The organism is Endozoicomonas montiporae CL-33 (assembly GCF_001583435.1).
Lineage (GTDB): Bacteria > Pseudomonadota > Gammaproteobacteria > Pseudomonadales > Endozoicomonadaceae > Endozoicomonas_A > Endozoicomonas_A montiporae.
Genome location: NZ_CP013251.1, coordinates 4,660,642 through 4,686,400, shown reverse-complemented (window position 1 = coordinate 4,686,400; position 25,759 = coordinate 4,660,642). Strand labels below are relative to the sequence as shown.

Annotated in this window: 21 protein-coding genes; 9 read left to right on the top strand and 12 right to left on the bottom strand. The window is 47.7% G+C overall.

Going from position 1 to position 25,759, the window contains the following annotated elements:
• Nucleotides 1-45 precede the first annotated feature (45 nt).
• Nucleotides 46-1,179 carry a tRNA nucleotidyltransferase/poly(A) polymerase-related protein gene (locus tag EZMO1_RS21615; protein ID WP_034878302.1) on the bottom strand — a complete coding sequence of 378 codons (1,134 nt, stop codon included), beginning with the start codon at nt 1,177-1,179 and terminating at the stop codon, nt 46-48.
• A gap of 336 nt (nt 1,180-1,515) precedes the next feature.
• On the opposite strand from EZMO1_RS21615, the gene EZMO1_RS21610 reads away from it, so the two are divergent.
• Nucleotides 1,516-2,727, top strand: a complete 1,212-nt coding sequence (locus tag EZMO1_RS21610; RefSeq protein ID WP_034878300.1) for an amino acid permease — start codon at nt 1,516-1,518, stop codon at nt 2,725-2,727.
• Nucleotides 2,728-2,982: 255 nt separating this feature from the next.
• Here the strand turns inward: EZMO1_RS21610 and EZMO1_RS21605 are convergent, their stop codons facing one another.
• Nucleotides 2,983-4,770 carry a hypothetical protein gene (locus EZMO1_RS21605; protein WP_034878299.1) on the bottom strand — a complete coding sequence of 596 codons (1,788 nt, stop codon included), beginning with the start codon at nt 4,768-4,770 and terminating at the stop codon, nt 2,983-2,985.
• A 383-nt stretch (nt 4,771-5,153) separates the two neighbouring features.
• Between EZMO1_RS21605 and EZMO1_RS21600 the strand changes: the two genes are divergently transcribed.
• On the top strand, nt 5,154-5,447 hold the full coding sequence (locus EZMO1_RS21600; protein WP_034878818.1) for a GIY-YIG nuclease family protein: 294 nt from the start codon (nt 5,154-5,156) through the stop codon (nt 5,445-5,447).
• Here the strand turns inward: EZMO1_RS21600 and EZMO1_RS21595 are convergent.
• Complete coding sequence (locus EZMO1_RS21595; protein WP_145912694.1) at nt 5,444-5,893, bottom strand: hypothetical protein; 450 nt, start codon at nt 5,891-5,893, stop codon at nt 5,444-5,446. The genes EZMO1_RS21600 and EZMO1_RS21595 overlap by 4 nt on opposite strands.
• 267 nt (nt 5,894-6,160) lie before the next feature.
• Here EZMO1_RS21595 and EZMO1_RS21590 point away from each other — a divergent pair, with 267 nt between their 5' ends.
• The 4 genes from EZMO1_RS21590 to EZMO1_RS21575 all read left to right on the top strand — a co-directional run bounded on the left by EZMO1_RS21590 (nt 6,161) and on the right by EZMO1_RS21575 (nt 10,927).
• The gene (locus EZMO1_RS21590) at nt 6,161-6,886 is read left to right on the top strand and encodes a hypothetical protein (protein WP_034878295.1); all 726 of its coding nucleotides are present in this window, start codon (nt 6,161-6,163) and stop codon (nt 6,884-6,886) included.
• 44 nt (nt 6,887-6,930) lie between these two features.
• On the top strand, nt 6,931-8,625 hold the full coding sequence (locus EZMO1_RS21585) for an AMP-binding protein (RefSeq protein WP_034878294.1): 1,695 nt from the start codon (nt 6,931-6,933) through the stop codon (nt 8,623-8,625).
• 533 nt (nt 8,626-9,158) lie between these two features.
• Nucleotides 9,159-10,232 (top strand): hypothetical protein, encoded by a 1,074-nt coding sequence (locus tag EZMO1_RS21580; protein WP_034878292.1) that lies wholly within the window; start codon nt 9,159-9,161, stop codon nt 10,230-10,232.
• A gap of 266 nt (nt 10,233-10,498) precedes the next feature.
• Complete coding sequence (locus tag EZMO1_RS21575) at nt 10,499-10,927, top strand: H-NS family histone-like protein (RefSeq protein ID WP_034878290.1); 429 nt, start codon at nt 10,499-10,501, stop codon at nt 10,925-10,927.
• 104 nt (nt 10,928-11,031) lie between these two features.
• Here EZMO1_RS21575 and EZMO1_RS21570 read toward each other — a convergent pair whose 3' ends face one another.
• The 6 genes from EZMO1_RS21570 to EZMO1_RS21545 all read right to left on the bottom strand — a co-directional run bounded on the left by EZMO1_RS21570 (nt 11,032) and on the right by EZMO1_RS21545 (nt 18,078).
• Entirely contained in the window at nt 11,032-11,538 is a 507-nt protein-coding gene (locus EZMO1_RS21570; protein WP_034878288.1) for a protein disulfide oxidoreductase, read from the bottom strand.
• A 25-nt stretch (nt 11,539-11,563) separates the two neighbouring features.
• Nucleotides 11,564-12,241, bottom strand: coding sequence for a DsbA family protein (locus EZMO1_RS21565; RefSeq protein ID WP_160174106.1), 678 nt, complete (start codon nt 12,239-12,241; stop codon nt 11,564-11,566).
• Between the two features lie 87 nt (nt 12,242-12,328).
• Complete coding sequence (locus EZMO1_RS21560) at nt 12,329-14,383, bottom strand: protein-disulfide reductase DsbD family protein (protein ID WP_051790478.1); 2,055 nt, start codon at nt 14,381-14,383, stop codon at nt 12,329-12,331.
• 744 nt (nt 14,384-15,127) lie between these two features.
• The gene (locus EZMO1_RS21555; protein WP_034878284.1) at nt 15,128-15,886 is read right to left on the bottom strand and encodes an SDR family oxidoreductase; all 759 of its coding nucleotides are present in this window, start codon (nt 15,884-15,886) and stop codon (nt 15,128-15,130) included.
• Nucleotides 15,887-16,006: 120 nt separating this feature from the next.
• On the bottom strand, nt 16,007-17,809 hold the full coding sequence (locus EZMO1_RS21550; RefSeq protein WP_034878282.1) for a sodium:solute symporter family protein: 1,803 nt from the start codon (nt 17,807-17,809) through the stop codon (nt 16,007-16,009).
• Nucleotides 17,806-18,078 (bottom strand): DUF4212 domain-containing protein, encoded by a 273-nt coding sequence (locus EZMO1_RS21545; RefSeq protein ID WP_034878280.1) that lies wholly within the window; start codon nt 18,076-18,078, stop codon nt 17,806-17,808. The genes EZMO1_RS21550 and EZMO1_RS21545 overlap by 4 nt, the downstream gene beginning before the upstream one ends.
• A gap of 704 nt (nt 18,079-18,782) precedes the next feature.
• On the opposite strand from EZMO1_RS21545, the gene putA reads away from it, so the two are divergent.
• Nucleotides 18,783-21,953 carry a bifunctional proline dehydrogenase/L-glutamate gamma-semialdehyde dehydrogenase PutA gene (putA, locus tag EZMO1_RS21535; RefSeq protein WP_034878276.1) on the top strand — a complete coding sequence of 1,057 codons (3,171 nt, stop codon included), beginning with the start codon at nt 18,783-18,785 and terminating at the stop codon, nt 21,951-21,953.
• A 78-nt stretch (nt 21,954-22,031) separates the two neighbouring features.
• On the opposite strand, the gene EZMO1_RS27060 is transcribed toward putA, so the two are convergent.
• Complete coding sequence (locus EZMO1_RS27060) at nt 22,032-22,202, bottom strand: VOC family protein (RefSeq protein WP_160174105.1); 171 nt, start codon at nt 22,200-22,202, stop codon at nt 22,032-22,034.
• A 95-nt stretch (nt 22,203-22,297) separates the two neighbouring features.
• On the opposite strand from EZMO1_RS27060, the gene EZMO1_RS21530 reads away from it, so the two are divergent.
• The gene (locus EZMO1_RS21530) at nt 22,298-23,419 is read left to right on the top strand and encodes an RNA-guided endonuclease InsQ/TnpB family protein (RefSeq protein WP_034878814.1); all 1,122 of its coding nucleotides are present in this window, start codon (nt 22,298-22,300) and stop codon (nt 23,417-23,419) included.
• Nucleotides 23,420-23,426: 7 nt separating this feature from the next.
• On the opposite strand, the gene EZMO1_RS21525 is transcribed toward EZMO1_RS21530, so the two are convergent.
• Nucleotides 23,427-23,750 (bottom strand): VOC family protein, encoded by a 324-nt coding sequence (locus tag EZMO1_RS21525; protein WP_034878274.1) that lies wholly within the window; start codon nt 23,748-23,750, stop codon nt 23,427-23,429.
• 515 nt (nt 23,751-24,265) lie between these two features.
• Here EZMO1_RS21525 and EZMO1_RS21520 point away from each other — a divergent pair.
• Nucleotides 24,266-25,540: a site-specific integrase gene (locus EZMO1_RS21520; RefSeq protein WP_051790476.1), complete on the top strand. Its 1,275-nt coding sequence runs from the start codon at nt 24,266-24,268 to the stop codon at nt 25,538-25,540.
• Here EZMO1_RS21520 and EZMO1_RS25930 read toward each other — a convergent pair.
• Entirely contained in the window at nt 25,498-25,752 is a 255-nt protein-coding gene (locus tag EZMO1_RS25930) for a helix-turn-helix domain-containing protein (RefSeq protein WP_034878272.1), read from the bottom strand. The two genes, EZMO1_RS21520 and EZMO1_RS25930, sit on opposite strands and share 43 nt — an antisense overlap.
• Nucleotides 25,753-25,759: the final 7 nt, after the last annotated feature.

Sequence of the window (25,759 nt, the reverse complement as noted above, 5' to 3'; positions counted from 1 at the left end):
CTCACGATCATATTTAGAAGGCGGAATTGGTATAATTGCTTGAATTTAGCGGCTTAATGCCTGCTCCAATGCTTCCAGACGCAACTTACGGAGCTTTTCCCCAACAGCTTTGCCTTTTATCCCCTGTGCAACAATCTCTCTGGCATTAATGGCCTGGCATTGCTTCAAAAGATCGAACAATCTGTTCTGGCTGGATGCGGGAGCATTCAGCCCTTTTGCCTGTGCAATGTAACCTGCTGCGGCAATGAACTCCCTAAAGCGGTCTGGACGGCGCAGAGCGTCGGTTGTTTCGAACAGACCCATAATGGCTTCAGTATCGGGTTTATCCAGAATGCCCGGCACGTTATCGGCCTGCTGGTAGACCAGCAAAGCCAGTTCACTGTGTGAGGAAGGGAAGCGCATGCGTTTAAAGAAGCGTTTAAGGCTGTTTTCTTCTGTTTGTGAATTCGGTGCAAACAGGCAGGCAAAGCGTACTGTTTCAGAAGCGTTGTGCTCAGCGGCTCGTTGCAAGGCTGCAAGACAATGGGGAGAACCCATCAGGAAGGGTTGCCATTCTTGCAGAACCGCATTCAGGGCATTGCAGCTCATCAGAGTCAGGAAATAGATTTCAGGGCGTTGCTCCATCAGGGCACGGGCGGTTTCCTGCCAGACTCTTTCCGGCACAAGATAACTGGCTTCTCCCTCGCTGACCATATGTGCCATCAGAGCCATGGTATCGTCGGCAATGGTAAACCCAAGATTGGCGAAGCGGGCGGCAAAACGTGCCACACGCAGAATTCTCAGAGGGTCTTCCTGAAAAGCCGGGGAAACATGCCTGAGTAACCGTTGTTCTAAATCCTGCTGCCCCTGATAAGGGTCGATAATCTCACCTTCCGGGGATTCAGCCATGGCGTTAATGGTCAAATCCCGGCGAATCAGGTCCTGCTCCAGGGTGACGTTCTGATCTGTATGGAAGGTAAAACCCGCATAACCGTGTCCTGACTTTCGCTCGGTTCTGGCCAGTGCGTATTCTTCTTTGGTGTCCGGATGCAGAAAAACCGGAAAGTCCTGTCCAACTGGCTGAAAGCCCCGTTGTAGCATTTCATCGGGTGTGCTGTTGACCACCACCCAGTCCCGGTCTTTTACAGGTAGCCCCAGCAGTTTGTCTCTGACAGCGCCGCCTACCAGATAAATCATCATAGAGTAAAAATCCTGCTTTCAGGTGTGAGTTGCCCACTGCACACCTCATTACGTTATTGGTTAATGGTAACGGGATAAGAGGGTCAGGCAATAGATATTCAACCATCACTGGCCAGATGAACGGTGGCTTATTCGGTTTTTTATCAAGGTGGGCTTATATTTGCTTTGTTTCTAAGTCAATTCAGCTGCTACTTTGTAAGGTTATTACTTCACTGGAGTTACGCACCCTCTACGAATCATCAAGATTTCCGAACGAGGTCATTGCTCTGTAGCCCTGATTCCTTCCTTTAAGGTGCGTAACATCAGTTACTTCAGTCATGCGAACCCTTAATAAGAATGAAGAGCCAAACGTTAGGTAGTGCTTTGCTTATTGCTGGCACATCCATCGGTGCCGGAATGCTGGCACTGCCTATCATCTCTGCATTGACCGGGCTGTGGGCTGCAATGACCCTGATGTTCCTTACCTGGCTGCTGGCTGCCTACGGAGGTTTGCTGATTGCTGAAGCCTGTCGGGCTTGCCCGGAGGCTGAGAACCTGCATGGTGTGGTCGGGTTGTTGCTGGGGCGAAATGGTCAGGCGGTGGCGGTTGTTGCCATGCTGTTTCTTTATTATGCACTGTGTGCTGCGTACATTGCCGGTGGTGCTTCTCAGCTCAACAGTATTTTAATGATGGCGGGCCTCAAGGTGCCCTACTGGCTATCCGTAGTGGTGGTGACCTGTCTGGTCGGGTTTGTGGTTCTTGTGGGTACGGCGCTGGTGGATATTTGCAACCGGGTCATGTTTGTTTCCATGTTGCTGTTGATGCTGGTTATTCTGGTGTCTTTGTTTCCACACGGACAATTGGAAAATCTGGCGATTAAAAGTGGTCCGGCGCCCATGTTGCTGGCAGCTCTGCCGGTGTTGTATACCTCGTTTGGTTACCATGTTGTTGTGCCCACGGTGGTTCGCTACGTTGAGGGTTGTCCGGCCAAGTTCAGCAAGGCTTTGCTGATAGGCAGTGTTCTGCCCTTTATTTTATACGCTCTTTGGAGTGTATCGACGGTGGGGGCGCTATCACATACCACTATTCTGGAGGTGGCGAGCCAGCCAGATTCAGTGAACAGTCTGATGACTACCGTTGGTCAAGTGTCGTCTGTTGGGTATTTCAGCCTGATGATCAGTGTGTTTGCAGCGTTTGCTCTGGCAACATCGTTTCTTGGTGTGGCGCTTGGGTTGTTTGATTATCTGTCAGAACTATCCCATAACAGCCGCAGCGGCTTTGCCGGTCGGGAGCGAACCATTCTGTTAACACTGCTGATTCCGATGCTGGTGGCGATTTACTACCCTGATGGTTTCATTCTTGCCCTTGGTTATGCTGCGGTAGCTTTGATTGTGCTGGCCGTATTTCTTCCCGTTCTGATGGTCTGGAAAGTGCGCCGACTGCATATGGAAGAGCCTTACCAGGCACCGGGTGGTATTGTTGGTCTGGCCATTGCCACAATCACTGGTGCTGTTGTGGTGGCTGCCCAGGTTGGAGTCTCTCTGAGCATTTTGCCACTATTGGGTTAATGGTTGACAGCTATACTCGCATTTTCATATGGAACTTTGGAACAACCCTGAGGTAATGAAGTACTCTTTGTTGGTAGCCTGCCTGTTTTTTTCAATAGCACATGGGAACAATGAAACCAGCCAATGGCCGGTTTGCTCAAAATATATACCCTACATTGATCTTGATGAGAATCATAAATGGATAGAACACCACTCTGAAATCATTAGTAATTTTATTGCATCCGTTGTAGCCGAAAAGTCAGGCTTATAACGAACCTAATAACTTCTTTTCCATAGGGTACTCATTCTTTTCTTGATTTCTGAGGCATCTTTATTTGTCCATTTGACGATGGAGGGATGTAATTTCTTCAATGCTGAAATTACAGCATTAGCATCGACTTTAACAGTATGCTCCTCTATATCTGTTACTTCAAAGTCACCAGCATCTGACAAGGATTCCGGTTGAATTGTGATTAACCACTCGTTAACCAAACTGGTTAGTGGGCCATTATCGCATTCTAAAACCTCGGGTGGATGAGCAAGTGCTTCAATAGCTCCTTCGAGTATAAGCCGACTCGAGTCGTCGCTGGTGTTGTTGACAATGGTCGTGTATCGTTCAGATATCCAGTTAAATACCTGTGGAAGGTTTTGATGTTGATTGCTCGCTACTATCCGATTAAGTATACCGATCAAATAAGGCATATTCAGCATGGCAATAATTACTGCTACAGATTGTGCTTCAGAATGCACTGCAAAACTGTTCAGTATTGCAAACAGGGTTTCACTAGCTGCTTCGACAGATGCAGGTTGCTCAGCTACTGATGTTAATGAACCAGAAGATAATTGTGACATAAGGGGTGCTTCATTTAACAGAATATGAATAATAGCTAATGCACACCGTTCAATTCTCCTATCTTTCTTACTTTGATCTTCCTCTTCGACAACTAATAAATTTGCGATGACTTTTCTAAGGCTGGCTACTAAGCTTGAATAACGTTCTCTATACAACGCTCTATTATTTATAAATGAGTTTAAATTAAAGATAATGTGATTTCCCTTAATCAAGGCATCAATTAAAGAAGATTGATAAACAATGGCGATTACTACAATGGTTAAAGGTTGTTCCATGATGGGTATAATACCACTCTCTTCGGAGGGAATGTTGCCTTCTACCATCTGCGACAAAAAATTCCTAACCACATCTGAAAAAACAACATCATCCAAGTTCAGACCAGCTAGCGCATTATAGAATCGGATCATACTTCTCAGGTCTGAATACGTTACCATTAGCCGCGCAGAATTCATACCGTCAGGCTGGTTCTGAATGTCACAGTAGATCCTGTTTAGCGTATGTATGATATTTGATGCTCTGAGCCATCGAATCCATTGGAAAAGTTTATGGTTGCTAGTCAGTTCTTCGAGAGTTTTCCCTTCCTGTTTCAGAACTTTCTCTATCAGACTGTTTATATCCGCCATCAACGCTGGCTTCAATCGGCCTCTGATTTCGGCAGCATGCCCAGCCAACTGTATCAGATCGAAAAAATAGGGGTATATTGAGGAATCTATGTATAAATTAACGGTTGCATTAAACTCAACAGCATCTTTTTCTTCGCTACTAAGGTCGGCACCTACAGGATTTGCTATCATGCTTTCATACATGCTACCTGCCATTGCTGAAATTAAACTCATTGGCCCTCCACTGCCTATCGCGTCATCCTCTTCATCATCATAATAGTCATCCCAGTTCGCATCAGGAGCCACTTGGTGTGGGTGGGATAAGTTCTCTCCGCTGGTGCTTGGGGTAGCTGTTCTGCCAGGTTCGTCAGGGCGAGAACCTCCTGAGACTGGATAGGCCAGAATTGATTGTTTTGAAAGGTGGATCAAGTGACTCCAGTCAGGTTGATTTATTATTTCATTTAAGATTGCTTTTTTTGAATAGGAATATAAAAGCAAATCTCTAATGTCTGCTGGAGTTGGAGTGTCCGTTAATGGTTCTGTTCCAGCAGCCTGGCAGCAGGCTCCGATAAGTGATAATGATAAACCCAGCTGATGTATATTAATCATGCCCTATCCTTTCATGCGATGTATTTCATTGATTTCTTGGTCAGGATGCTCAATATAGACAAAAATCCTAACTATTCAGCCCTGTAAATAAGCAAATATTTTTGTAATTTTGTGCCACCGTTGAGAAATAGCGCTTCTGAGCGCCTGTAGCCATGATTCAACCTGGTCCCAAGTGCCAGGCTATGATGACTCTGCCTGATGTTGTGAGGGACCTACCAGTTCTTTTGTTCGCCTTTCCTTGAAAGGCAGCCTGAGCAATAGCAATTTTCCATATTTCAGGCCCGGTTCAAGATCTCTCTGGCATCAAAAAAAGCATGTTTCTACTTCTGTCACTCTTAGGTTCTCTGTTACATTTGCAAGGTCAGCTATTGAATCAGGTACTTATGAACTGGTCTGTTTACATCATCATTGCCAGCGATCATTCCCTTTACACGGGAATCACCACCGATATCTGCCGACGCTGGAAGCAGCACAGTGATGGTAAAGGCGGAGCGCGTTATTTTCGTGGGCGAAAACCGACATGGCTGGCGTATTTTGAGCCGGGGCATGACCGTTCAACGGCATCAAGACGGGAAGCCGAAATCAAAAAGTGGCCGAAGCAGAAGAAGCAGGCATTGCTGCAATCTGACAGTAATCAGGTGTCGCAACTGAACGGCTTGCTACCAACAGCGACTTAGTGATTATCTTCCAGCGAAACATAAAGCTCTAACTCGTCATTATTGATAATTGGCTTATAGGTTTCTGTACAGATGTGTTCGACCCCGCAGGGTACTTTGTTCAGCAAGCTGTTGACCGGTCCGCCATAGCTGGCTCCGTTAACGGCAATTATGGGAAAGTTATGATCGCTGGCACTGTATACAATGAAATAGCCACCGTCAGATGGCTTTTTCAAGGTGTAGGTGGTTTCCTTTCCTGAGCTGATTGTGTATACGGTTTTTGGTTTGGGTGTTTGCTCCGGAACTTTTTCCAGACCGCCAAAGTCCACGTAGACGGGTATGTCATGTTTTGTTTTATTATTGATAGTGATGTCTACGTTGGTGGGCGCTACTGATGTCAGTAGCTCCACGTTTGGACTGTTAACCAGTTCATAACTGTAAGGTTCAGCTTTTATGTATGCTGCCATTATGCATAGAGAAGCGAATGCAAACAGAGGAGCTTTATACATTGTCAGTTCTGTTAGTGGGGTAACAGTATTCTATGATAGCAGCTGAATACTTCAGGCTTTTCAGATTCACTCTATTAGCGACTTTTTCAGTAATATATACTGCATTTTCAGTAATAAATCGTTATTCTCCTGTCGTATGTTTATATGAGCCTGAATAGCAGGCAGCCACAATGGCTAAAGCTGCAGTACCTTTTTAAAAATAATAACAATCATTCAGGGCAAAATATGTACAGAACATGGTCTCAGGGATCAAAAGCTTTCCGGCTATCCAACCTGAAAAAATTATTCTTAACGCTGTTACTTTTTCCGGGTCTTGCGTGGTCTTACACCGGTAATGACTATCATCTGTTGTCGTTGATGATGGACGGTTATCGTCTGAAAATTCAGGCATGGTCGGTGCCGGACGTCTATCAGCAGGATGGTCCGGGAGCCGATGCCCTGAGGCTTGAGCGAACCATTACGACGAATTTGTTCAGTGTCAGTGATGAAGATGAGCAACTGGCGTCAGCAATGGGCGATTTGCAGACTGCCATTCAGAGCTATGCACTGGACTGGCAGCAGCAGGGGCTGCCCCGGTGGCATTATGGTGAAGGGGTGGAGAATGCCATGGCGGCGTTCAGCGCCATAGCCAGAGCCCAGATCAGCGAGAGTAAAGAGGCCAATACCCGCGCTGAACAGATTGACCTGTTATTGCAGATGACATCTGTTTATATTTTTATGGCCAGTGAGATTGGAGAGTTTCACCCGCTGACCGATGAATACGACTTACCGGCCATGGTGGCAGAACTGGACAAACTGTTAACGACTCTGCCCGTTGATGACCGGCGATTTATGGCCAAGTGGCGATTCATTAAGCCGGTGATTTTAAAGATGGATTTTCGGGTACCGGATGTAGTCAGGCGACATGCACTGTCTATGAGTGAGATACTGGAAATCAGCTTGAACAATTAGGTCAAAAAGCCTTTAACAATAATGATAACAATGAGAGGTGTTTCATGGAGGCCAGTTTCTGGGAAGGTAAACGAGCTCCGGGTATTGAAGACGCTATTGATCTTGGGAAGTATCGAAATCTGGCCGATCTGATTAATACATCGGTCAGGCGCTTTGCTGACAGACCTGCCTACACCTGTATGAACCAGACCCTGAGTTATGGCGAAATCAATGAACTCAGTAATGGCTTTGCCACCTATCTGCAGAAGCATACGTCGTTGCAGCCCGGTGACCGGATAGCCATTCAGTTGCCCAATGTGCTTCAGTACCCCATCGTCGTCTATGGTGCGATCAAAGCAGGAATGGTGATTGTTAATACCAACCCCCTGTATACCGCCAGAGAAATGCTGCACCAGTTTAATGACTCGGGGGCAAAACTGCTGGTGTGCCTGAACACGGTGGCACATATTGTTGAAGAGATTCTGCCTGAAACCGGTCTTGAGCAGGTCATTGTTACCGAAATGGGGGATTCTCTGCCCTGGATGAAGCGGCTGCTGGTCAATTTTGCGGTTAAACACATTAAAAAGATGGTGCCAAGATACAGTCTTCCTGAAGCCGTGTCGTTTAACGATGCCATGATGAAAGGCATGATGGCGGATTATTGTCCGGTGCCCGAGAATGAACAGGATGATCTGGCGCTGTTGCAATATACCGGTGGTACCACCGGAGTGGCCAAAGGGGTCATGCTCACCCAGAAAAATATCATTGCCAACGTCTTGCAGGCTTCGGCTCTTCGGCATCAGGTTGATAGCGAAGGGCGGCTGATCTCTGATTTGCGTGGTGATATCGTGGTGGCACCGCTACCGCTGTATCATGTGTACGCCTTCACCGTGCATCTGTTTTCATTCTTTGAGCTGGGTGCTCATAGCATCCTTATCCCTAATCCCAGAGATCTGGACAGCCTGATTTCTGCCCTGAAGCCCTGGCAGATCAATACTTTCATTGGTCTGAATACGCTGTTTGCGGGGCTGCTCAATCACCCTGAATTCCACCGGCTTGATTTCTCCGGTCTGGCTGTGACCAATTCGGGCGGTACAGCGTTGCAGGAATCTGTTGCCCGTCACTGGCACAAAGTGACAGGTTGCCCTGTTTCTGAAGGCTATGGTCTTACCGAAGCGGCGCCTATTGTGGCAGCCAACCCCGCAGGCGAATTAACTCAGTTGGGAACGGTGGGTCCGGCACTGTCGTCAACCTCTATAAAAGTGGTCAGTTCTGATGGTCAGGAAATGACCACTGGCGAGCCAGGTGAGCTGTGTGTAAAAGGGCCACAGATTATGAAAGGTTACTGGAACCGTCCTGACGCCACAGCTGAAGTGCTGGATACTGAAGGCTGGTTGCATACCGGTGATATTGCAGTGATTCAGGAAGATGGGTACATCCGCATTGTGGATCGCATTAAAGATCTGATTATTGTCTCCGGTTTCAACGTCTACCCGAATGAAATTGAAAATGTGGTTTCAGCCCATGAAAAGATTGACCAGTGTGCCGTTATTGGCGTACCCGACGTAAAAGCCGGGGAAGCGGTTAAGCTCTTTGTGGTGACATCGGATTCCTCTCTGACCGAAGACGATATTCGGGCGTGGTGCCGTGAACAGCTGACCAGTTATAAAGTACCTAAATATATCGAGTTCCGGCAGGAGCTGCCCATGTCAGCCGTAGGCAAGGTGCTGCGTAAGGAGCTTCGGATGGAATCCTCTTAAATTGGTCAGCCTCCTGAGCGTATGAAATACAAGCCGGAACGATTGTTTCGGCTTAATCTGCGACAACCCCCCGTAAAATGCCTTTGGGAACTATTTGCCGTTTTTCTCTTCTAAACAGATTGACTCTGCTGAGAGGATTTTGGCTCGATCAACAGGATTGATCTACTCACTATTCAAATGGGGCTGGAATACATTGCCAGAGGTATTAATTCTCTGACAATGCTGCATTGAACCGTTATTAAAACGGCTCGTTTAAAATGTCACTGGAACAACGCCCATTCTCTTCTAGACTCTTTTCAGACAAACCACAGGGCTAATTACACGCTCTATGCGATGTAGCTGGCAGGCGCTTTTCACTCTGATTATTCCCGGCGGGTTTCAGCAATCAGTGACCGGAGCCTTTCTGCTGCAAACCGCGATAGTGATTTCTGATAGCTGATAGAGAGTAGCCGGTTCATCTATTCATTCGATGAGCGCTGTACTTTTGTTATCAGAGTCAACAGTGGTCAGAACAGGCTAATGGGAGGTAATTTGTGAAAAAGACAGTTTGGGCGACAGGCCTGTTTGCTGCTCTGGTAGCAACGGTTGCTTGGGGTATGCCATTAGATACAGAGCGTCAGACGACAGCGGCGACATTTCAAGATCTGGTTATGCAGACTTCAAAAACCGTAGAGGAGTCAGAGTCGAGCACACTGACTGTGAACCCTGATAAGGAATTGGTTGAAAAAAGGATATTTGAATGTGTTTATGCTGATAACGATACGACCTCGAGAAACAGGGTTTTGATCCGGGGCTCTCAGAGTTGTGGCATTCTGGAAGCTCCTCAAGAGCTCGAAGCTGGAACGCAAGGTTCTCAGGTGCTTGAGGCAGTCGGTCAGCGAGTGGCTGATTATGTCAATGCTTATTTGCCTGGCGTACATCAGCCAGAAAAAACGACATGCTTTCCGATTCAGTCCAAAGAGGGTGACTACACCAGACTGTCTAAGTACATTGAGGCAATGACCCGGATTGCCCCCAATAAAGCGATTAGAGCGGAACAGCCTGAAGTGGTCTCAAAGGCTGAAGATGATATTAAAAAGCTGTTTGGTGAGACCCGTTACGCTGTAACTGTACACAATAATCAGCTCTGTGAGCTGGTTCTTGTTAAGGAAAATGCTCCTCTCCAGTCTAATGCCGGACGAAGCATCAGAGGCTGCATGCAGAGTTGTATGCATGGCTTGGGGATGTTTTTAAGCACCGGCGCAGGTTGGACATGGTTTGGTATTAAGAATATAGCGCTTGCTGCTCCCGGAGCCTGGCTATTTCGATGGGTACCGTCCAGTGCGTGGTGGGATACAACCACAGGTAAGATCTTATATGGAGATTTTGCTCCCAACGTGACTGCGAATGCAGGTGGTCTTCTGGGTGTCTGGCAATATCCCGTGACCAGAAACCCTTATACAGGTACAGACTTTACTGTTGGTGATAGCATTATGTCTTGGGCAGCGGGCTTCGCTACGGTTTATTATGGCCCTGTTCCACAGATTATGGCGGGTCTGGGTACATTGTACACATTAAGCCTCGGCCGGGGTATCGCAAGACTGAAAGGAACACACCTGCAGCAGTAAAAAGAGATTAAGAGAATGGTTTAATCATGTAGTTTGACTACTTGAATCAAGAATATGGCGGAACTCATTTTTTAAGCCGCCATATTTGATTTGACCAGCCAATATAACTATCAGATAAAACTGTTTAATGGCTGAAACAGCCTGCACCTGCTTTGAATTAGATAAAAAGTCGATAAAAATAAATTAATGCTCGTTTGCATCTATCAAGAGCTGGTGTTAAATTCTGGCGTTTGCAATTTTTATCCATTATTACCGGTTACTTTTCAATGAATATTTTTGAAGAATCCCTGAATGTTCTGAAATCCAAAGTTCAGCTGCGCAAATTGTTTCAGGATATGCACGTAGAAGACATTCAGCGTGTGATTAGCCGAATTGAAAGCATCCATGAAGAAAAGCTGGAAGCTCTGAAAGAAGTTGAGCAGGAACAGGAGCGCAAGCGTGAAGCGATTGAGGCGGTTCTGAAAGAAATGCAGGACAAAGGTCTGGATATTGGTGATCTGGCGGTTGTTGGCAAGGGTGCCGAATCAAACCGTAAGGGCAAAACCCGTCAGCGTTACCAGTTTGAATACCAGGCTGAAGATGGCTCCACTGTGACCTGGGAAGGTGCGACTACTGGTCGTATTCCTGCCGAATTTTCTGCTTACCTGAAGCGTACCGGTAAAGAACGCAAAGACTGCATTGTTACCGAACTTTAAGTCTTTCTAAGGAAGGTTTTTTTAAACCTTCCTTATTCTCCTGACTTTTCCTCATACCTTCAAAATGAATTAACCCGCTAATAAAAAATAGCGCTGCCTGAATGTTAACGATTTAAAAATAATCGAATCATAAGTCCGGGCTTTGTTGTGACTCCGGTCAACACCGATGTTATTTCACCATTACGAACGATAAAAAAAGAGGGTGTTACGCTAATTGCCCAGTTTCTGCTGATGATTCCATCGTCATCATTAATGACAGGCATTTTTATATCTTTCGCCTTCATATATGCGGAAATTCGCTCATTGGTGCCCGAGGACAAGGCGACGGTGACAACGGGGTAATTGCCATTGGCAGACAGTTTACTGACTGCCGGGCTGGTCCATTGACAGACACGGCACCAGCTGGCCCAGAAATAGACCAGTACCGGTGCCGATTCCGACAACTTGTGCAGATCAACGGCGTGACCGTCCAGCGTCTTTGCCACGATCTGGGGAGCCAAACCTTTCGGCATATCTTTTTGCAGATAAATGTTGTAGCCGGTAACGACGACTCCGGCGAAAAAAACCGTGAGGAGCAGTTCAATCGTCCATTTGCGCAATTTCAGGTTCATAGTATTCGCCGGTTTGTTGGTAGGCTTAATTCAGTCGCGATTTAACCTTGTCTGAAAGCTGATCGGCATTGGTAAAACCACCCAGAATTTCATCAGCAAACACCATGGCGGGTGTACCGCGAATGCCTAATTCGGCAGCCAGTCGCTGGTTGTTGTCAATTGTGGCTTTGATTGTGCCGTCTACCTTTTTTCTGAGTTCGTCAACATCAAGCCCTTCTGCTTTGAAGGCTGCAGCGATTGAGGCACTGTCATGTCCGCCCGGTTTAGCCATCAGACGCTGGTGTAATTTCTGGTAGATATCCGGATGATGTTGATGAGCAGCCAATACCAGTTCTGCAGCCTCCCGTGATGTTTCTCCTAGCACAGGTAACTCTTTATAAATGATTTTCAGATCCGGGTACTGCTTGACCATTTGTTCCAAAATCGGATCCTGACGCTTGCAGAAACCGCAGTTGTAATCGGCAAAATACACCATGCTGAGTTTGCCTTTCGGGTTTCCAATGAAAGGGTCTCCAGAGGTATTAAACAAACGGTCTTTATTGTTATCCAGACTGGCTCTCTGAGCATCGGCTTGTGCCTGTCTTTCGCGTTTTTGCAGTTCGCCCATCACTTCGACAAAGATTTCCGGGTTTTCAATCAGAGTTGAACGAACCAGTTCCCGAACCAGCTGTTGCTGATCTGCGTCGAGAGGTGCAGCAGACAAGGGAGTTATGGTGCTTACAGCTGTCAGTAGCGTTATTGTAGAAAACAGTTTTTTCATCGAACATTTCATAGCGTTATCCATTACGAATTATTGTATTGTCTGACTGCTTGTCAGTGCATCCAGTACAGAGTTGTGGTCGAGCAAAACCGGTAAAGGAATACCTTCTTTAGCGGCTGGTCCATATACCTTGTTAAACGGTACACCGAACCGATGGTTTTGCTCCAGATATCGGTTTACAGCTTCTGACGGTGTCGTCCAGTCCCCTCGCATCAGAACAATTTGCTCGTCCTGCAATGCAGAGAAAACCGGGTCGCGATCAAGCACTCGCAGTTTGTTGGCTTTGCAGGTGACGCACCAGTCAGCCGTGATATCAATAAATACGGTTTTCCCATCGTTAACGTAAGTTTCAATAGCACTGGCATCGAGTGCTTCCCAATGCAAAGGCTGTGCAGGTGTTAAAAATGAGGCGGCAAACAGTGCGTTTTTTTGATCAGACACCTGCCATGAAAAAGTTAATAAAGTAGCGGCTAACAGGCTGGTTATCAGTCTGATTGGCTGAGATGATTTTAAAAAAGACGTTAACAGCAGGTAACTGCAAACAGTAACGGTGGCAAGCATCAGAATTAGCTGCCACGGCTGAACCAGATGAACCTTAAGAAGGTTGACCAGCCACAGGGTTGTCATGATCAGTAGTAACGCAAGGACTTTGCGCAGCTTTATCATCCAGAGACCGGGTTTTGGCAACCATGACAGTACGGCAGGGAACGCTGCGACCAGAATATACGGCACTGCCAGTCCAATACCCATGGTCGAAAAAATAGCCAGCAGTTGCACTTCGCCCGTGTTCAGGGCAAAGGCGACTGCAGTTCCAAGGAAAGGCGCAGAACACGGTGTTGCCAGCAGAGTGGCAAACATTCCCTGCACAAAGTGGCCTTTCAGGCTGTTGTTTCCTGATGTGGCGAGACGGGTATTCAGTGAAGAGGGGAGCTGAATTTCAAAGGCTCCCAGCAGGTTGGCAGCGAACCCACCCGTCACCAGAGCCATGAAACTGATAAACCATGGGTTTTGAAACTGAATGCCCCAGCCAAGGCTGCTTCCTGTCCATTTTAATATCAACAGAAAAACGGCCAGCAGCCAGAAGGACACCAGAATGCCAGCAGCAGAACTCAGAAATTGCCAGCGAATGGTTTTCTGACCCTGCCCCGTTGCCTGCACCACAGACGACAGTTTTATACCCAGCACGGGCAGCACGCAGGGCATAAGGTTGAGAATAAAGCCACCCAGAAAGGCAAACAGGAGCATGACTAAGAGAGGTGACTGGTGTGATGGTAATTCTGTAATGGGGCTATCACTGATAAGGATACTGGCTTCAACCGCCTGTTCTCCGTTGATCAGTGTCACGATGATAGTCTTTTCCTGCAGGTCCACATCCCCCAGCCAGCTGTCAGCAGTTATGAAGGCCTGTAACCGGGTTCCTTCTATTCGCAGTTCCGGTTCAGAAAAGCTGATGTCCTGCAAACCATCAATAATGATATCGGGGTTGTGCCATCCGTTGGGGGCTGATGCGCTGATGACTACCGTGCTGCCTGATGCCTTCCAGTGAGCCGACTCTACAGCGAGCTGGTTCGAGCCATTTGTTTTCGGTATTTGCAAAAGGGCTTTATTAATGAGTGAAGCGGCTTCGAAGTCTGCTTTAAGCTGACTGGGAATAAACGACTTCTGTATTTTGAAATCACTCAGAACACAGATGGTCGTACAGGAAGATAACCTGAGAAGACCATCCATTGTGACGGGTGCATTCAGGTCGTTAACCGTAATCAGTAGAGGAAATACGACGCTGCCCTCATAGCCCAGTGTTTGTATTCCGAGCAGATCAAAACGCTCCGGAGTCGGCCAGAGCCACTGTACATCAATAATGTTCTGGTTTTCCTGCCAGCGAAATGCTGGTGGAATGCCCGCTTCGCCCGGAGAACGCCAGTATGTTTTCCAGGGGGAGTCCAGCTCTACCTGTAAGCCGGCGTACACCTGATTTTCAGCTTCATTAATGTCTCCGGAAAACAGTAACCGAATTTTGGCACTGGGCTGCTCCGAGCTAAATATCCAGTCGGTAGTGTCTGCCATCAGATTGGCAGAGAAAAGCATCAGGCAAACAGACAGCAGCCGGAATATTGATAAAAATGTATTTCGGTAAAGCATGGAAATAATCGCGAACTTTATATCGACCTTATCAGAAAGCCTGAATGCTTCGTATCGGTTTCTTGTAAATGATACCAATTCCATCTTCTAAACATGAATTGCGCAGCCATTCCAAACCACTGGTTTTGCGTCAGAACTCCTCGCAATACCCAGCTATTACTCGTTATTCTTCCTTGCCCAGCGATTTGGAATGACTTGCTCATAGTCATATTTAGAAAACGGAATTGGTATTAGAGACCGTCTTCAATCAACAGAATAAAACGTCGGTTTATTTTATTTAATCGTTGTTGGTTGCAGTGGTTTTGCGGTGAATACGGGTGATGCGGTTTTGTGTTAGTGGTTTATGTCTACCTGTGTATAAAAAACTTGTTCATGGTTTGTTAACAGAAACACTGATCAACACACTGGATTTCCTGTGGATAAGTGAGGAATGAATTATAAATGCTGGAAGTTATAAGGTTGGTTAAAAAATAACCAAAGAGAGTTCAAGGTCTGGGTATTACTGCCTTGAACAGTCGTAGTTATACGATGTGGGCATTTAAAGCGATCTTCTGACATTCACCCCATGTATCGAATGCCAGAAGACCTCTCAGGACTGACGTGAGTAAGTATTATTGAATTCTGCTGATAGTTTGATGTCACAGATCAACTTTTAGTGACATTTTACCGAAAGCTTTGTGGTATTCACTGTTAACTTTTGCGATCAACCGCAAAGCCTGACCATGCCTGTTGTGTTGGCATAATTTCCAGACTGTTAATGTTGACATGGTCCGGACGGCTGGCTGTCCAGAAAACGGTGTCGGCAATATCGTCTGCCGTCAAAGGCTGCATGCCATCGTAAACTGCATCGGCTTTGGACTGATCGCCATTGAATCGAACCACAGAGAATTCGGTTTCTGCCAGTCCCGGTTCAATGTTCGTCACTCGTACACCGGTTCCCAACAGGTCACAGCGCAGATTCAGGGAAAATTGTTTGACAAACGCTTTGGTGCCTCCGTAAACGTTGCCGCCAGGGTAAGGCCATGTTCCTGCCACCGAGCCAATGTTAATAATACTGCCACTGTTGTTTTTCTTCAGGGCAGGTAACAGGGCATGAGTCATCATTACCAGCCCTTTGATGTTGGTATCAATCATGTTTATCCACTGCTCTGTGTCACATTCGTCAGCGGGTTCTGTGCCCAGTGCCAGTCCGGCATTGTTGATGAGTGTGTGGATATCACTGAAATCGTCGGGCAGTTCGCTGACGGCGCGCTGAATATCTTCCTGATGTCTGACATCCAGGGTGATTGTATGAACCTTGCACTGTTGCTGCAGTTCTTCCTTTAAAGCACTCAGTCGTTCCTGACGACGGCCGGTCATCACCAGATTCCAGCCTGCGCTGGCAAATCGGCGTGCACAGGCTTCACCAAATCCTGAAGTGGCTCCGGTAATAAAAACAGTATTAGGCATGTGAGTGTCACTCCATTGCGTGAGATGTAGAAAGTAGGAAAGACTATCAGGAAATGATGGGGGGCAGAAAGCAATGGGGGAAGCCTGTGCTTCCCCCATAGGTGCTTTTAACGTGTTGGATTAACTGACACTGTCTGCCGGACGGCTGGTAATGCCTTCTTCAACCGGTGCGCCAGCGCCACTTGGGATACGGATATCTTCGATCATATCCTGTACCTCTTTGGGTGGAGCTGCAGTCAGGTGGCAAACAACCATGGCAATGCTGAAGTTGATCAGCATGCCCAGAGTACCGATGCCTTCCGGAGAAATACCGAACAACCAGTGATCTGCAGTATTGGCAGCCGGGTTAATGAACTTGAAGTACACAATGTAAGAGAAGGTGAACACCAGACCGGCAATCATGCCGCTCACAGCGCCTTCGCGGTTCATACGCTTGTAGAAGATGCCCAGCAGAATGGCAGGGAAGAACGACGAGGCTGCCAACCCGAAGGCAAAGGCCACCACCTGTGCCACAAAGCCCGGAGGATAGATACCGAACAGACCGGCAACCACCACTGCGACGGCAGCGGCCAAGCGTGCAGCCAACAGTTCCTGCTTATCCGTGATATGGGGCATCAGGTTCTTTTTCAGCAAGTCATGGGAGATCGATGTAGATATTACCAGCAGCAGACCTGCAGCTGTGGATAACGCCGCTGCCAGACCACCGGCAGCAATCAGGGCGATGACCCAGGAAGGCAGCTGTGCAATTTCCGGATTAGCCAGAACCATGATGTCATGATCAACATACAGCTCGTTACCATTGTCGGTAGCGGTGTTGTTAACCAGACGCTGACCATGGTCGCCACGTTCTTCGGTAAAGCTTGGCTTACCGGCCATGGCTGCACCGGCAGTGTACTGAATCTTGCCGTCTTCGTTCTTGTCCATCCAGGCGATCAGGCCGGAATTTTCCCAGTTGGCAAACCACTCGGGCAGTTTTTCATAAGAGCTTTCGCTCACGGTATTCAGCAGGTTGATACGGGCAAAAGCGGCAACGGCTGGTGCTGTGGTGTAAAGAATCGCGATGAACAGCAGAGCGTAACCGGCTGATTTACGGGCATCACGAACGGTTGGCGTGGTGAAGAAGCGGACGATAACGTGGGGCAGACCTGCCGTTCCCACCATCAGAGCCATGGTAATAAAGAAGACGTCAATGGTCGATTTGCTGCCGCTGGTATATTGATCAAAGCCCAGTTCGGCTGAAAGGCCATCGAGTTTTTCTAACACCGACAGTCCTGTTCCCCTTACTTCACTACCGAAGCCCAGCTGAGGGATCGGATTTCCGGTAATCATCATGGAGATGAAAATGGCGGGCACCATGAAGGCAAAGGTCATGACGCAGTATTGAGCTACCTGGGTATAGGTAATGCCTTTCATGCCACCGAGAACGGCGTAGAAGAAGACAATGGCCATTCCGATAATAACACCCAGCGTGATGTCCACTTCCAGATAACGGGAAAAGACAATACCGACGCCGCGCATTTGACCGGCAACGTAGGTGAAGGAAATAAAGATGACGCAGATCACTGCAACCATCCGGGCTGTCTGACAGTAGTAACGCTCACCGATAAAATCGGGCACCGTGAACTTGCCAAATTTCCGCAGGTAGGGTGCAAGACACATGGCCAGCAACACATAACCACCGGTCCAGCCCATTAGATAGACAGCACCATCACGACCCATAAAGGAAATGATACCGGCCATCGAAATAAACGAAGCGGCTGACATCCAGTCAGCGCCGGTGGCCATACCGTTAGCCACCGGATGAACGCCTTTTCCTGCCACATAGTATTCTTTGGTTGATCCGGCTCTTGACCAGATCGCTATGCCTATATACAAGGCGAATGTTGCCCCGATAAAGAGGTAAGTCATCATGGCGGTACTCATGACTGCTCCTCCTCTTCGTAGACATTGTATTTGTGATCAAGGACATTCATGCGCCAGATGTAGAAAAAGATAATGGCGACGAACGAGAAAATGGAGCCTTGTTGGGCGAACCAGAATCCCAGAGGAAAGCCGGAGACCGTGATTTTGTCGAGTTCATCGACGAACAGAATGCCGCAACCGAATGAGACCACAAACCAGACAACCAACAGGCTGAGTAACAGCTTTATGTTCTCTTTCCAGTAGGCGTGAGCCTCTTGTTTATCTTGCATGGGAGGTTTCTCTTGTTTCTTTTATTGTTCTTATTATTATGAGACGACCCAACACTATCAGGATCTGACCTCTCGGGCTTTTAGACTTTAGGCTAACGTGTGCAGCTTAAGCCGGAGTGACGGAGCGGATTGCGAGTTTTCGGTCATATGGTCAGGAGTAGGCTATATCTACCTGTTCAAATCAGCAGTTATGGCGGGCTCTGCGTTGGTTTTCTTGCGCATCTCAATGGTCATTATTACCGCCAACCTGCTTTTCTGAGTCTGATCATTCACAGTGGTGCTATCAAAAGCGCTTTGGATAAAAGGCTTCTGAATCCAGATCACATTTTCAGACTTGTTGCTCTCGGGCCTCGTATGGCAAGCCGGTTTTTACAGCACTTGCCGGAGTCTGAGTGTGAAGGCTTAGGTTTGGGTGTTCTGCTGGATGAAAATCTGGCTATTTTTGATCAGTTTGATCGGGATTTCCCTGAACAAGAATGGCTGCGCAATTCATGTTTAGAAGGTGGAGTTGGTATTACACTGCAGAGATAGAAGGCACAGGGTATAAGCCGATTCGCACCGTTATTAAAGCCCATAATGTTACCTCGCAGTCATATTGACTATGCACCTCCCTGTTTTTTGTGCATTATTTTGTTGGGAGCGTTGATTCACAGGCAATCCTTAGAAAAGGATTTCCCGGCTTCTAACAGGTGAGAGATAAGAATATGCTCAAAGCTTGCGATGCATTTATCCCCGATATTATTGCTTCAACCCCGGCCCAACTGTGGCAACACATTTCCCCTCACTACTGTATTGATGAATCTGGCTGGCTGGCGGAGCTGCTGACCGAAGTTCAGCCTACGGCACAGGAACTCCGATCGGTTTCGCAACGGGCAACCGGTCTGGTAGACAAAGTCCGTGAGCGCGATGACGCTATTCATATGATTGATGCTTTGCTGTTGCAGTACAGTCTGGACACCAGAGAAGGTATTTTACTGATGTGTCTGGCCGAGGCGCTGATGCGAATACCCGATTCCGAAACGGCTGACGCGCTGATTAAAGACAAGCTCAGTGTGGCTGACTGGAACAGTCATCTGAGTCAGAGTGAATCGTTGCTGGTGAATGCTTCTACCTGGGGGTTAATGCTGACCGGTAAAGTCGTCAGCCTTGATCGTAATGAAGATGGTTCCCCAACCGGTGTCATCAATCGCCTTGTGAATAAAATGGGTGAGCCTGTCATTCGTCAGGCTGTTCATCAGGCAATGAAAATCATGGGCAGGCATTTTGTTCTCGGGCGAACCATCACCGAAGCCCTGAAGAATGGTCGCAAAGCCATGGAGCAGGGCTATACCTACTCGTTTGACATGTTGGGCGAAGCCGCCCTTACTGCTAAAGATGCTGCCAGCTATCATGCCGGGTACCTTTCTGCTATCAACACAGTCGGAAAGCAATCTACCCAGTCAAAGCGTCCACGCCCGACCATTTCAATCAAATTATCAGCTCTGCACCCCCGTTACGAGGTGTCTCAGAAGAAAAGAGTCATGACCGAACTGTTCAGCAGTGTGCTGGAGCTGATAAAGGCTGCCCGGATGCTGGACGTCGGGATTACCATTGATGCAGAAGAACAGGATCGGTTGGAGCTTTCCCTTGAACTGTTTGAAAAGCTGTACAGACATCCCGAGTGTGCAGGCTGGGGAAATTTTGGTCTGGTGGTTCAGGCCTATGGAAAGCGGGCTTTGCCGGTGCTGGTCTGGCTGGCAGGGTTGGCCAGTGAGCAGGGGGATCAAATCCCGGTACGGTTAGTAAAAGGCGCTTACTGGGACAGCGAAATAAAATTCTCTCAGCAAAATGGTCTGGATGGTTATCCCGTTTATACCCGCAAAGAAGCGACGGATGTTGCCTATTTAGCCTGTGCCCGTTTCCTTCTTCAGGACTTTGTTCAGCCGCTGCTGTTTCCACAATTCGCCAGCCACAACGCGCATACCGTTGCCGCCATTTTGTGTATGGCTGGCAGTAAAAAGACTTACGAATTCCAACGACTGCACGGGATGGGCGATGCGCTTTACAACACGGTGATGCAGCAGGAATTGCTGAATGTACGAATCTACGCGCCCGTAGGCAGTCATAAAGACCTGTTGCCCTATCTGGTCAGGCGCTTGCTGGAAAACGGCGCTAACTCTTCGTTTGTACACCGGCTGGTGGATGCCAAAACACCTGTGGAAGATCTTGTACATCATCCGGTTGAACGACTCCAGCAGTATAAGATTCTGGCGAATGATTGTATTCCTCTGCCTGAAGCTGTTTTTGGCAGTGAGCGAGTGAACTCCAGAGGCACCAATATCGATATTGAGCATGAGTGGACGACCTTCTCGGAAGGTGTGCTGCAACACATGACACGACAGTGGAAGAAAGGGCCGGTCATTGGCGGACAGTCATTGGAAGCCGCTGCAGTGACCAAAGTATTAAGTCCGTATCGACAGCAGGAAATGGTTGGAGCGATTCACTGGGCGGGCAGTGCAGAAGTTGATCAGGCACTGAATAAAGCGGTGAATGCCTTTGATGATTGGCGCTGTACGGATGTCAGTGCGCGCTCGGCCTGCCTGGAGCGGCTGGCGGACCTTCTGGAAATACATCGCGACGAGCTGGTTGCACTTTGCCATCGGGAAGCCGGAAAAACCATCCACGATGCCATTGATGAGATCCGTGAAGCGGTAGATTTCTGTCGGTACTATGCCGTGCAGGCTCGAAAACAGTTTGCTGACCCTATGGTGCTGACTGGGCCTACGGGTGAGTCGAATGAGTTGTATCTCACCGGACGCGGTGTTTTTGTCTGCATCAGCCCGTGGAATTTCCCTCTGGCGATTTTCCTTGGACAGATAGTCGCAGCTCTGGTCGCAGGCAATACGGTGATTGCCAAACCGGCAGAACAGACGGGTCTGATCGCTGCCAGAGCAACGGAACTTATGTTGGAAGCCGGTGTTCCGGGAGAGGTTGTTCAACTGTTGCCGGGTGACGGAGCAACCGTTGGTCATCGTCTGGTGGCAGACTCGCGGATTGCGGGGGTTGCCTTTACCGGATCGACTGACACGGCACAGCGTATCAACCAGACTCTGGCTAACCGTGAGGGCGCTATTGTGCCTTTAATTGCCGAGACCGGAGGGATGAATACCATGCTGGTGGATTCAACAGCACTGCCTGAACAGGTGGTACAGGATGTCATTCACTCGGCATTTGGCAGCGCTGGCCAGCGATGTTCAGCTTTACGGATATTATATATTCAGGATGATGTTGCCGATCGGGTGATTCAGCTTCTTAAAGGGGCGATGGAAGAGTTGCAGGTAGGTGACCCGTCACGGCACGAAACGGATGTAGGGCCTGTGATTGATGCGGATGCGTTGACAGGTCTTGAAAGTCATGTGAAAAGAATGAAGAAGGAAGCCAGACTGATTGCCGAGACGCCTTTATCCGATGGTTGTGAAAAGGGCTACTTCGTAGCGCCTGTAGCATTTGAAATCAAGAGCATCGCGCAGCTTGAGAGAGAACAATTCGGCCCGATTCTGCATGTCATACGTTACCAGTCGTCTGAACTTGAGCGCATTCTGAATGAGATTAACGACACGGGTTATGGTTTGACCCTTGGGATACATACCCGTAACGAAGCGACAGCCGGTTATATTGAACAGCGGCTGAGAGTCGGCAACACTTACATCAACCGTAATCAGATTGGTGCTGTGGTTGGGGTACAGCCTTTTGGTGGTCAGGGGTTATCAGGAACCGGGCCAAAAGCGGGTGGGCCGCACTATCTTTACCGGTTTGCAACAGAAAGAACCCGAACCATTAATACGACAGCGGTTGGTGGTAATGCAACGCTGCTGTCTCTGGGGGACAGTCATTAGGCGTTTTACCTGAAATCAGACCCGATCAGATGTGCGGTGAAATGCTTATCCGGCCGGGTACTGATTTCCTGGCAAGACTTAGGCTGCTACAGGGTGCTTTTCCATCAGTTCAATGACATAGCCGTCAGGATCCTTGATGAACGCAATGGTGACGTTCCACTCTTCGAGTACCTGGGGTTCCGACACGGACTCAATGCCGCTGTCGATGGCTTTTTTATACAGATCTTTACCAAATTCCACGTAAAGCATCGCCCAATCGGGCGGTGATACAAGTGGTCAGTCCGCAGGACTGATTGAAATTATCCGACTTTACGAAATTTGATTCTTCCTGTAAAATGTTTCGCATGAAGACGAAGCGAGCCTATAAAGAACGATTCTATCCGACACCTGAGCAGGAACAACTACTTGCTCAGTCGTTTGGTTGCGCTCGATTCGTCTACAACAATACTCTCCGATTTCGTACTGACGCATATTACAAAGACGGAAGCAGTGTCTCTCACTCACAAGTTGAAAAGCGGCTTGTGTCGCTCAAGGCTGAATTTCCGTTTCTGAAAGATGTTTCCAGTGTGATACTTCAACAGACTCTCAGAGATCAGCAGGAAGCCTTCAAGAATTTCTGGGCAGGTAGAACCAAATACCCCAAGTTCAAGAAAAGAAACGCAAGGCAGAGTATCCGCTTAACCAAAGCTGCGTTCAGCGTAAAAGATGGACAGCTATTCATTGCCAAGAGCAAAGAATCCCTTAATATCCGCTGGAGTAGAGAACTACCTTCAGAGCCTTCCAGTATCACTATCAGCAAGGACAGAGCCGGACGGTACTTTGTATCCATGCTGTGTGAGTTTGAAGCTAAACCAATGCCTATCAGTAAGAATACCGTGGGTATTGATTTAGGTTTAATTGATCTGTTCATCACTTCCAATGGTGAAAAATCCGGTAATCCAAGGCATACCAAACGCTACGAGCGAAAGCTCGCCTACCTTCAGCGTGAACTGACGAAAAAGCAGAAAGGCAGCAGTAACAGGGCAAAAGCAAAGCTCAAGGTTGCTCGTCTTCATGCGAAAATAGCCGATTGCCGGATGGATGCTACCCATAAAGCATCCCGCAAACTCATAAACGAGAACCAAGTTGTTTGTGTTGAAAACCTCGCAGTGAAGAACATGATCAAAAATCCAAAGCTGGCAAAGCATATAGCTGATGCTAATTGGGGAGAGTTTGTCCGGCAGCTACAGTACAAAGCCGAATGGGCTGATCGTACTGTTTCTGAAATAGACCGATTCTTTCCAAGCTCAAAGCGTTGCTCAAGCTGTGGATTCGTTAATGAAAGTCTGCCGTTGTCTATACGTGAATGGGATTGCCCCGAGTGCAAAACCCATCACGATAGAGATATTAATGCAGCACAGAATATAAAAACCGCCGGACTGGCGGGGTTAGCCTGTGGAGCGACTGGAACGGGGATTGCAGCCTAGCTGCAATCTAGGGAAGGCGTGTTGAAGCAGGAAGGTTCTTGGAGCGATTCAAGAACCCTCGCCCAAAGCGAAGCGACGGGCGGGGAGTGTCAGAGTCGTCTGTATTGAGGTAGAGCTTCCAGAAGCCATTGCTGTGCTCAATAGGCGCGTCTTGCTCAAGCTGTTGAGCCAGTTGGATGCGTGCTGCTCCGTCGTCGCCTACCAGTACCGCTTCAGTTAATCCCGGTAATTCAATCCTGTGTTCCACTTTGAGTCCAAGCACTTGTGTATAAAACGTCACTGACTGTTCAAGGTCACTGACGTTAATGCAAAACTGTCCAATACCGATCATGTTTGCAGGTCTCTTTTTGTTATTTTTTTAAACTATTAACTGGAGTTACGCACCCTCTACGAATCATCAAGGTTTCCGAACGAGGTCATTGCTCTGTAGCCCTGATTCCTTCGTTTAAGGTGCGTAACATCAGCTATTAATCTTCTAAACTATGCAGGATAAGAACAGCCAATACATAACCTATTCAGATTAGGCTTTAAGGAGCTAAAGAAGGGTTATGTCGTCCAGAAAGAAAGAGGATCTTTTCAGATAAAAAATGGCGGGGTAATGGTGCCGACGAGAGGAATCGAACCCCCAACCTTCGCATTACGAATGGAAGGTATCTTGTATTTTAAATACCACTAGTCACAACAAAACAGGATATAAACCACTGAAAATACTGGTAATAAAGGGGTTATTTGATCCGGATACGTTGGTATTGGTTTGTAACTGATTTTGTTTTTCGTGTCCCCCCAGTGTCCCCCCGTAAAAAAGATAAGTTATACTGATGAAAGCAGTGGCTGGTGGGGGATGTCATGGCAAAGAAAAAGCTTACGGAAACAGTGGTTAAGAACCTGAAAGACGATGAACTTTGGGATACGGATGTTCGGGGGTTTCATGTACGCCTGCGGGCGAGTGGCAAGTTCTTTTATTATTCCTACCGGGTTAAATCAACCGGACAAAAGAGAAAAGCATCTATTGGTCGCTATGGTGATCTGACTGTTGTCCAGGCCAGAGAAGTGGCACAGTCAATGGCAGGTGAAGTTGCGCTTGGGAAAGACCCAATTGCAGAAAAGGAAGCCGCACGGATCGAGGTGGCTCGATCAAAAAATGCCACATTGGAAATATTCCTTGATGGTGAATACAAGGAGGTCACCAGTAAGAAAACAGCCAATGATGTTATTCCAACCGTAAAGAATCACTTCTCTGAATATCTTGAAAAAGATATGAGTGAAATCACGGCGTGGAAAATAGAGAAATGGAAAAAGGCTTATAAAGGAGAAGCCGCTGGTTGTAATCGAATACTTGAATCATTACGCGGTGTTCTTACCAAAGCTGTTAAAGCGGGACTTCTGACAAAACATCCTCTTGAAGGTGTTAAAGGTAATAAGGTTGATAAAAAGAAAAAGGTTCGTTACCTGTCTGCTGAAGAAGAAATTCGACTCAGAAAGGCACTGGGAGACAGGGAGCAGGAACTAAGGGCAAAACGAACCCGGTACAACAAATGGTTGCTGCAGAGACGTAAGCCTCTAAAGCCTGATTTAACAAAACTGAAATTTGCTGACTATCTGAAGCCGATGACGCTTGTGACTCTGCATACAGGTATCCGCCGTGGTGAGGTATTCAACCTGAAGGTCAGGGATGTTGATTTTTCTGCCAGGGTGTTGACTGTTGCTGGTGGCGGTGCGAAATCAGGTGAGTCAAGACACATCCCCCTGAATAAAGAGGCTTACTCTGTACTGAAGCAGTGGGTTGAGCAGAACAAGCTGGAGCGTGGCGATCTGGTATTTGCTAACCCGAATACGGGCAAACGGTTTGACAATATTAAGAATGCCTGGAAGAGTCTGATGGAGTCAGCTGATTTAGAAAACTTCCGCTTTCACGATCTTCGACATACTTTTGGTACCCGTCTGGCACAACGGGGCGTCGATCTGGAAACCTTGCGTGATCTTATGGGCCACTCAGACATCAAGACCACGCAGATATACCTGCACACCTCAAACCAACTGAAAGTTGATGCTGTTGCCAAGCTGGAGCAGATGGCTTTTCAGGATGAAGACTCTTCAGCCAAAGTCGTAAAGTTATCATGACTGTTAAGCCACTGTTCCAGGTCTGACATCCGGTATCGAACTCTTCGACCGATACGAATAAATCTCGGAGGTATCAGGCCTGAGAGGTCTCCGCTGATTCTTGACTGATCCAGATCGCACTTGCTTAAGCCCAGATAAAGAGCAGCTTCTTCTGAAGAAAGGGCAGCAGGTGCGATTTCCTTTTTTATGGCTTTCCGATCTGTCTTTTTCATTTGATTT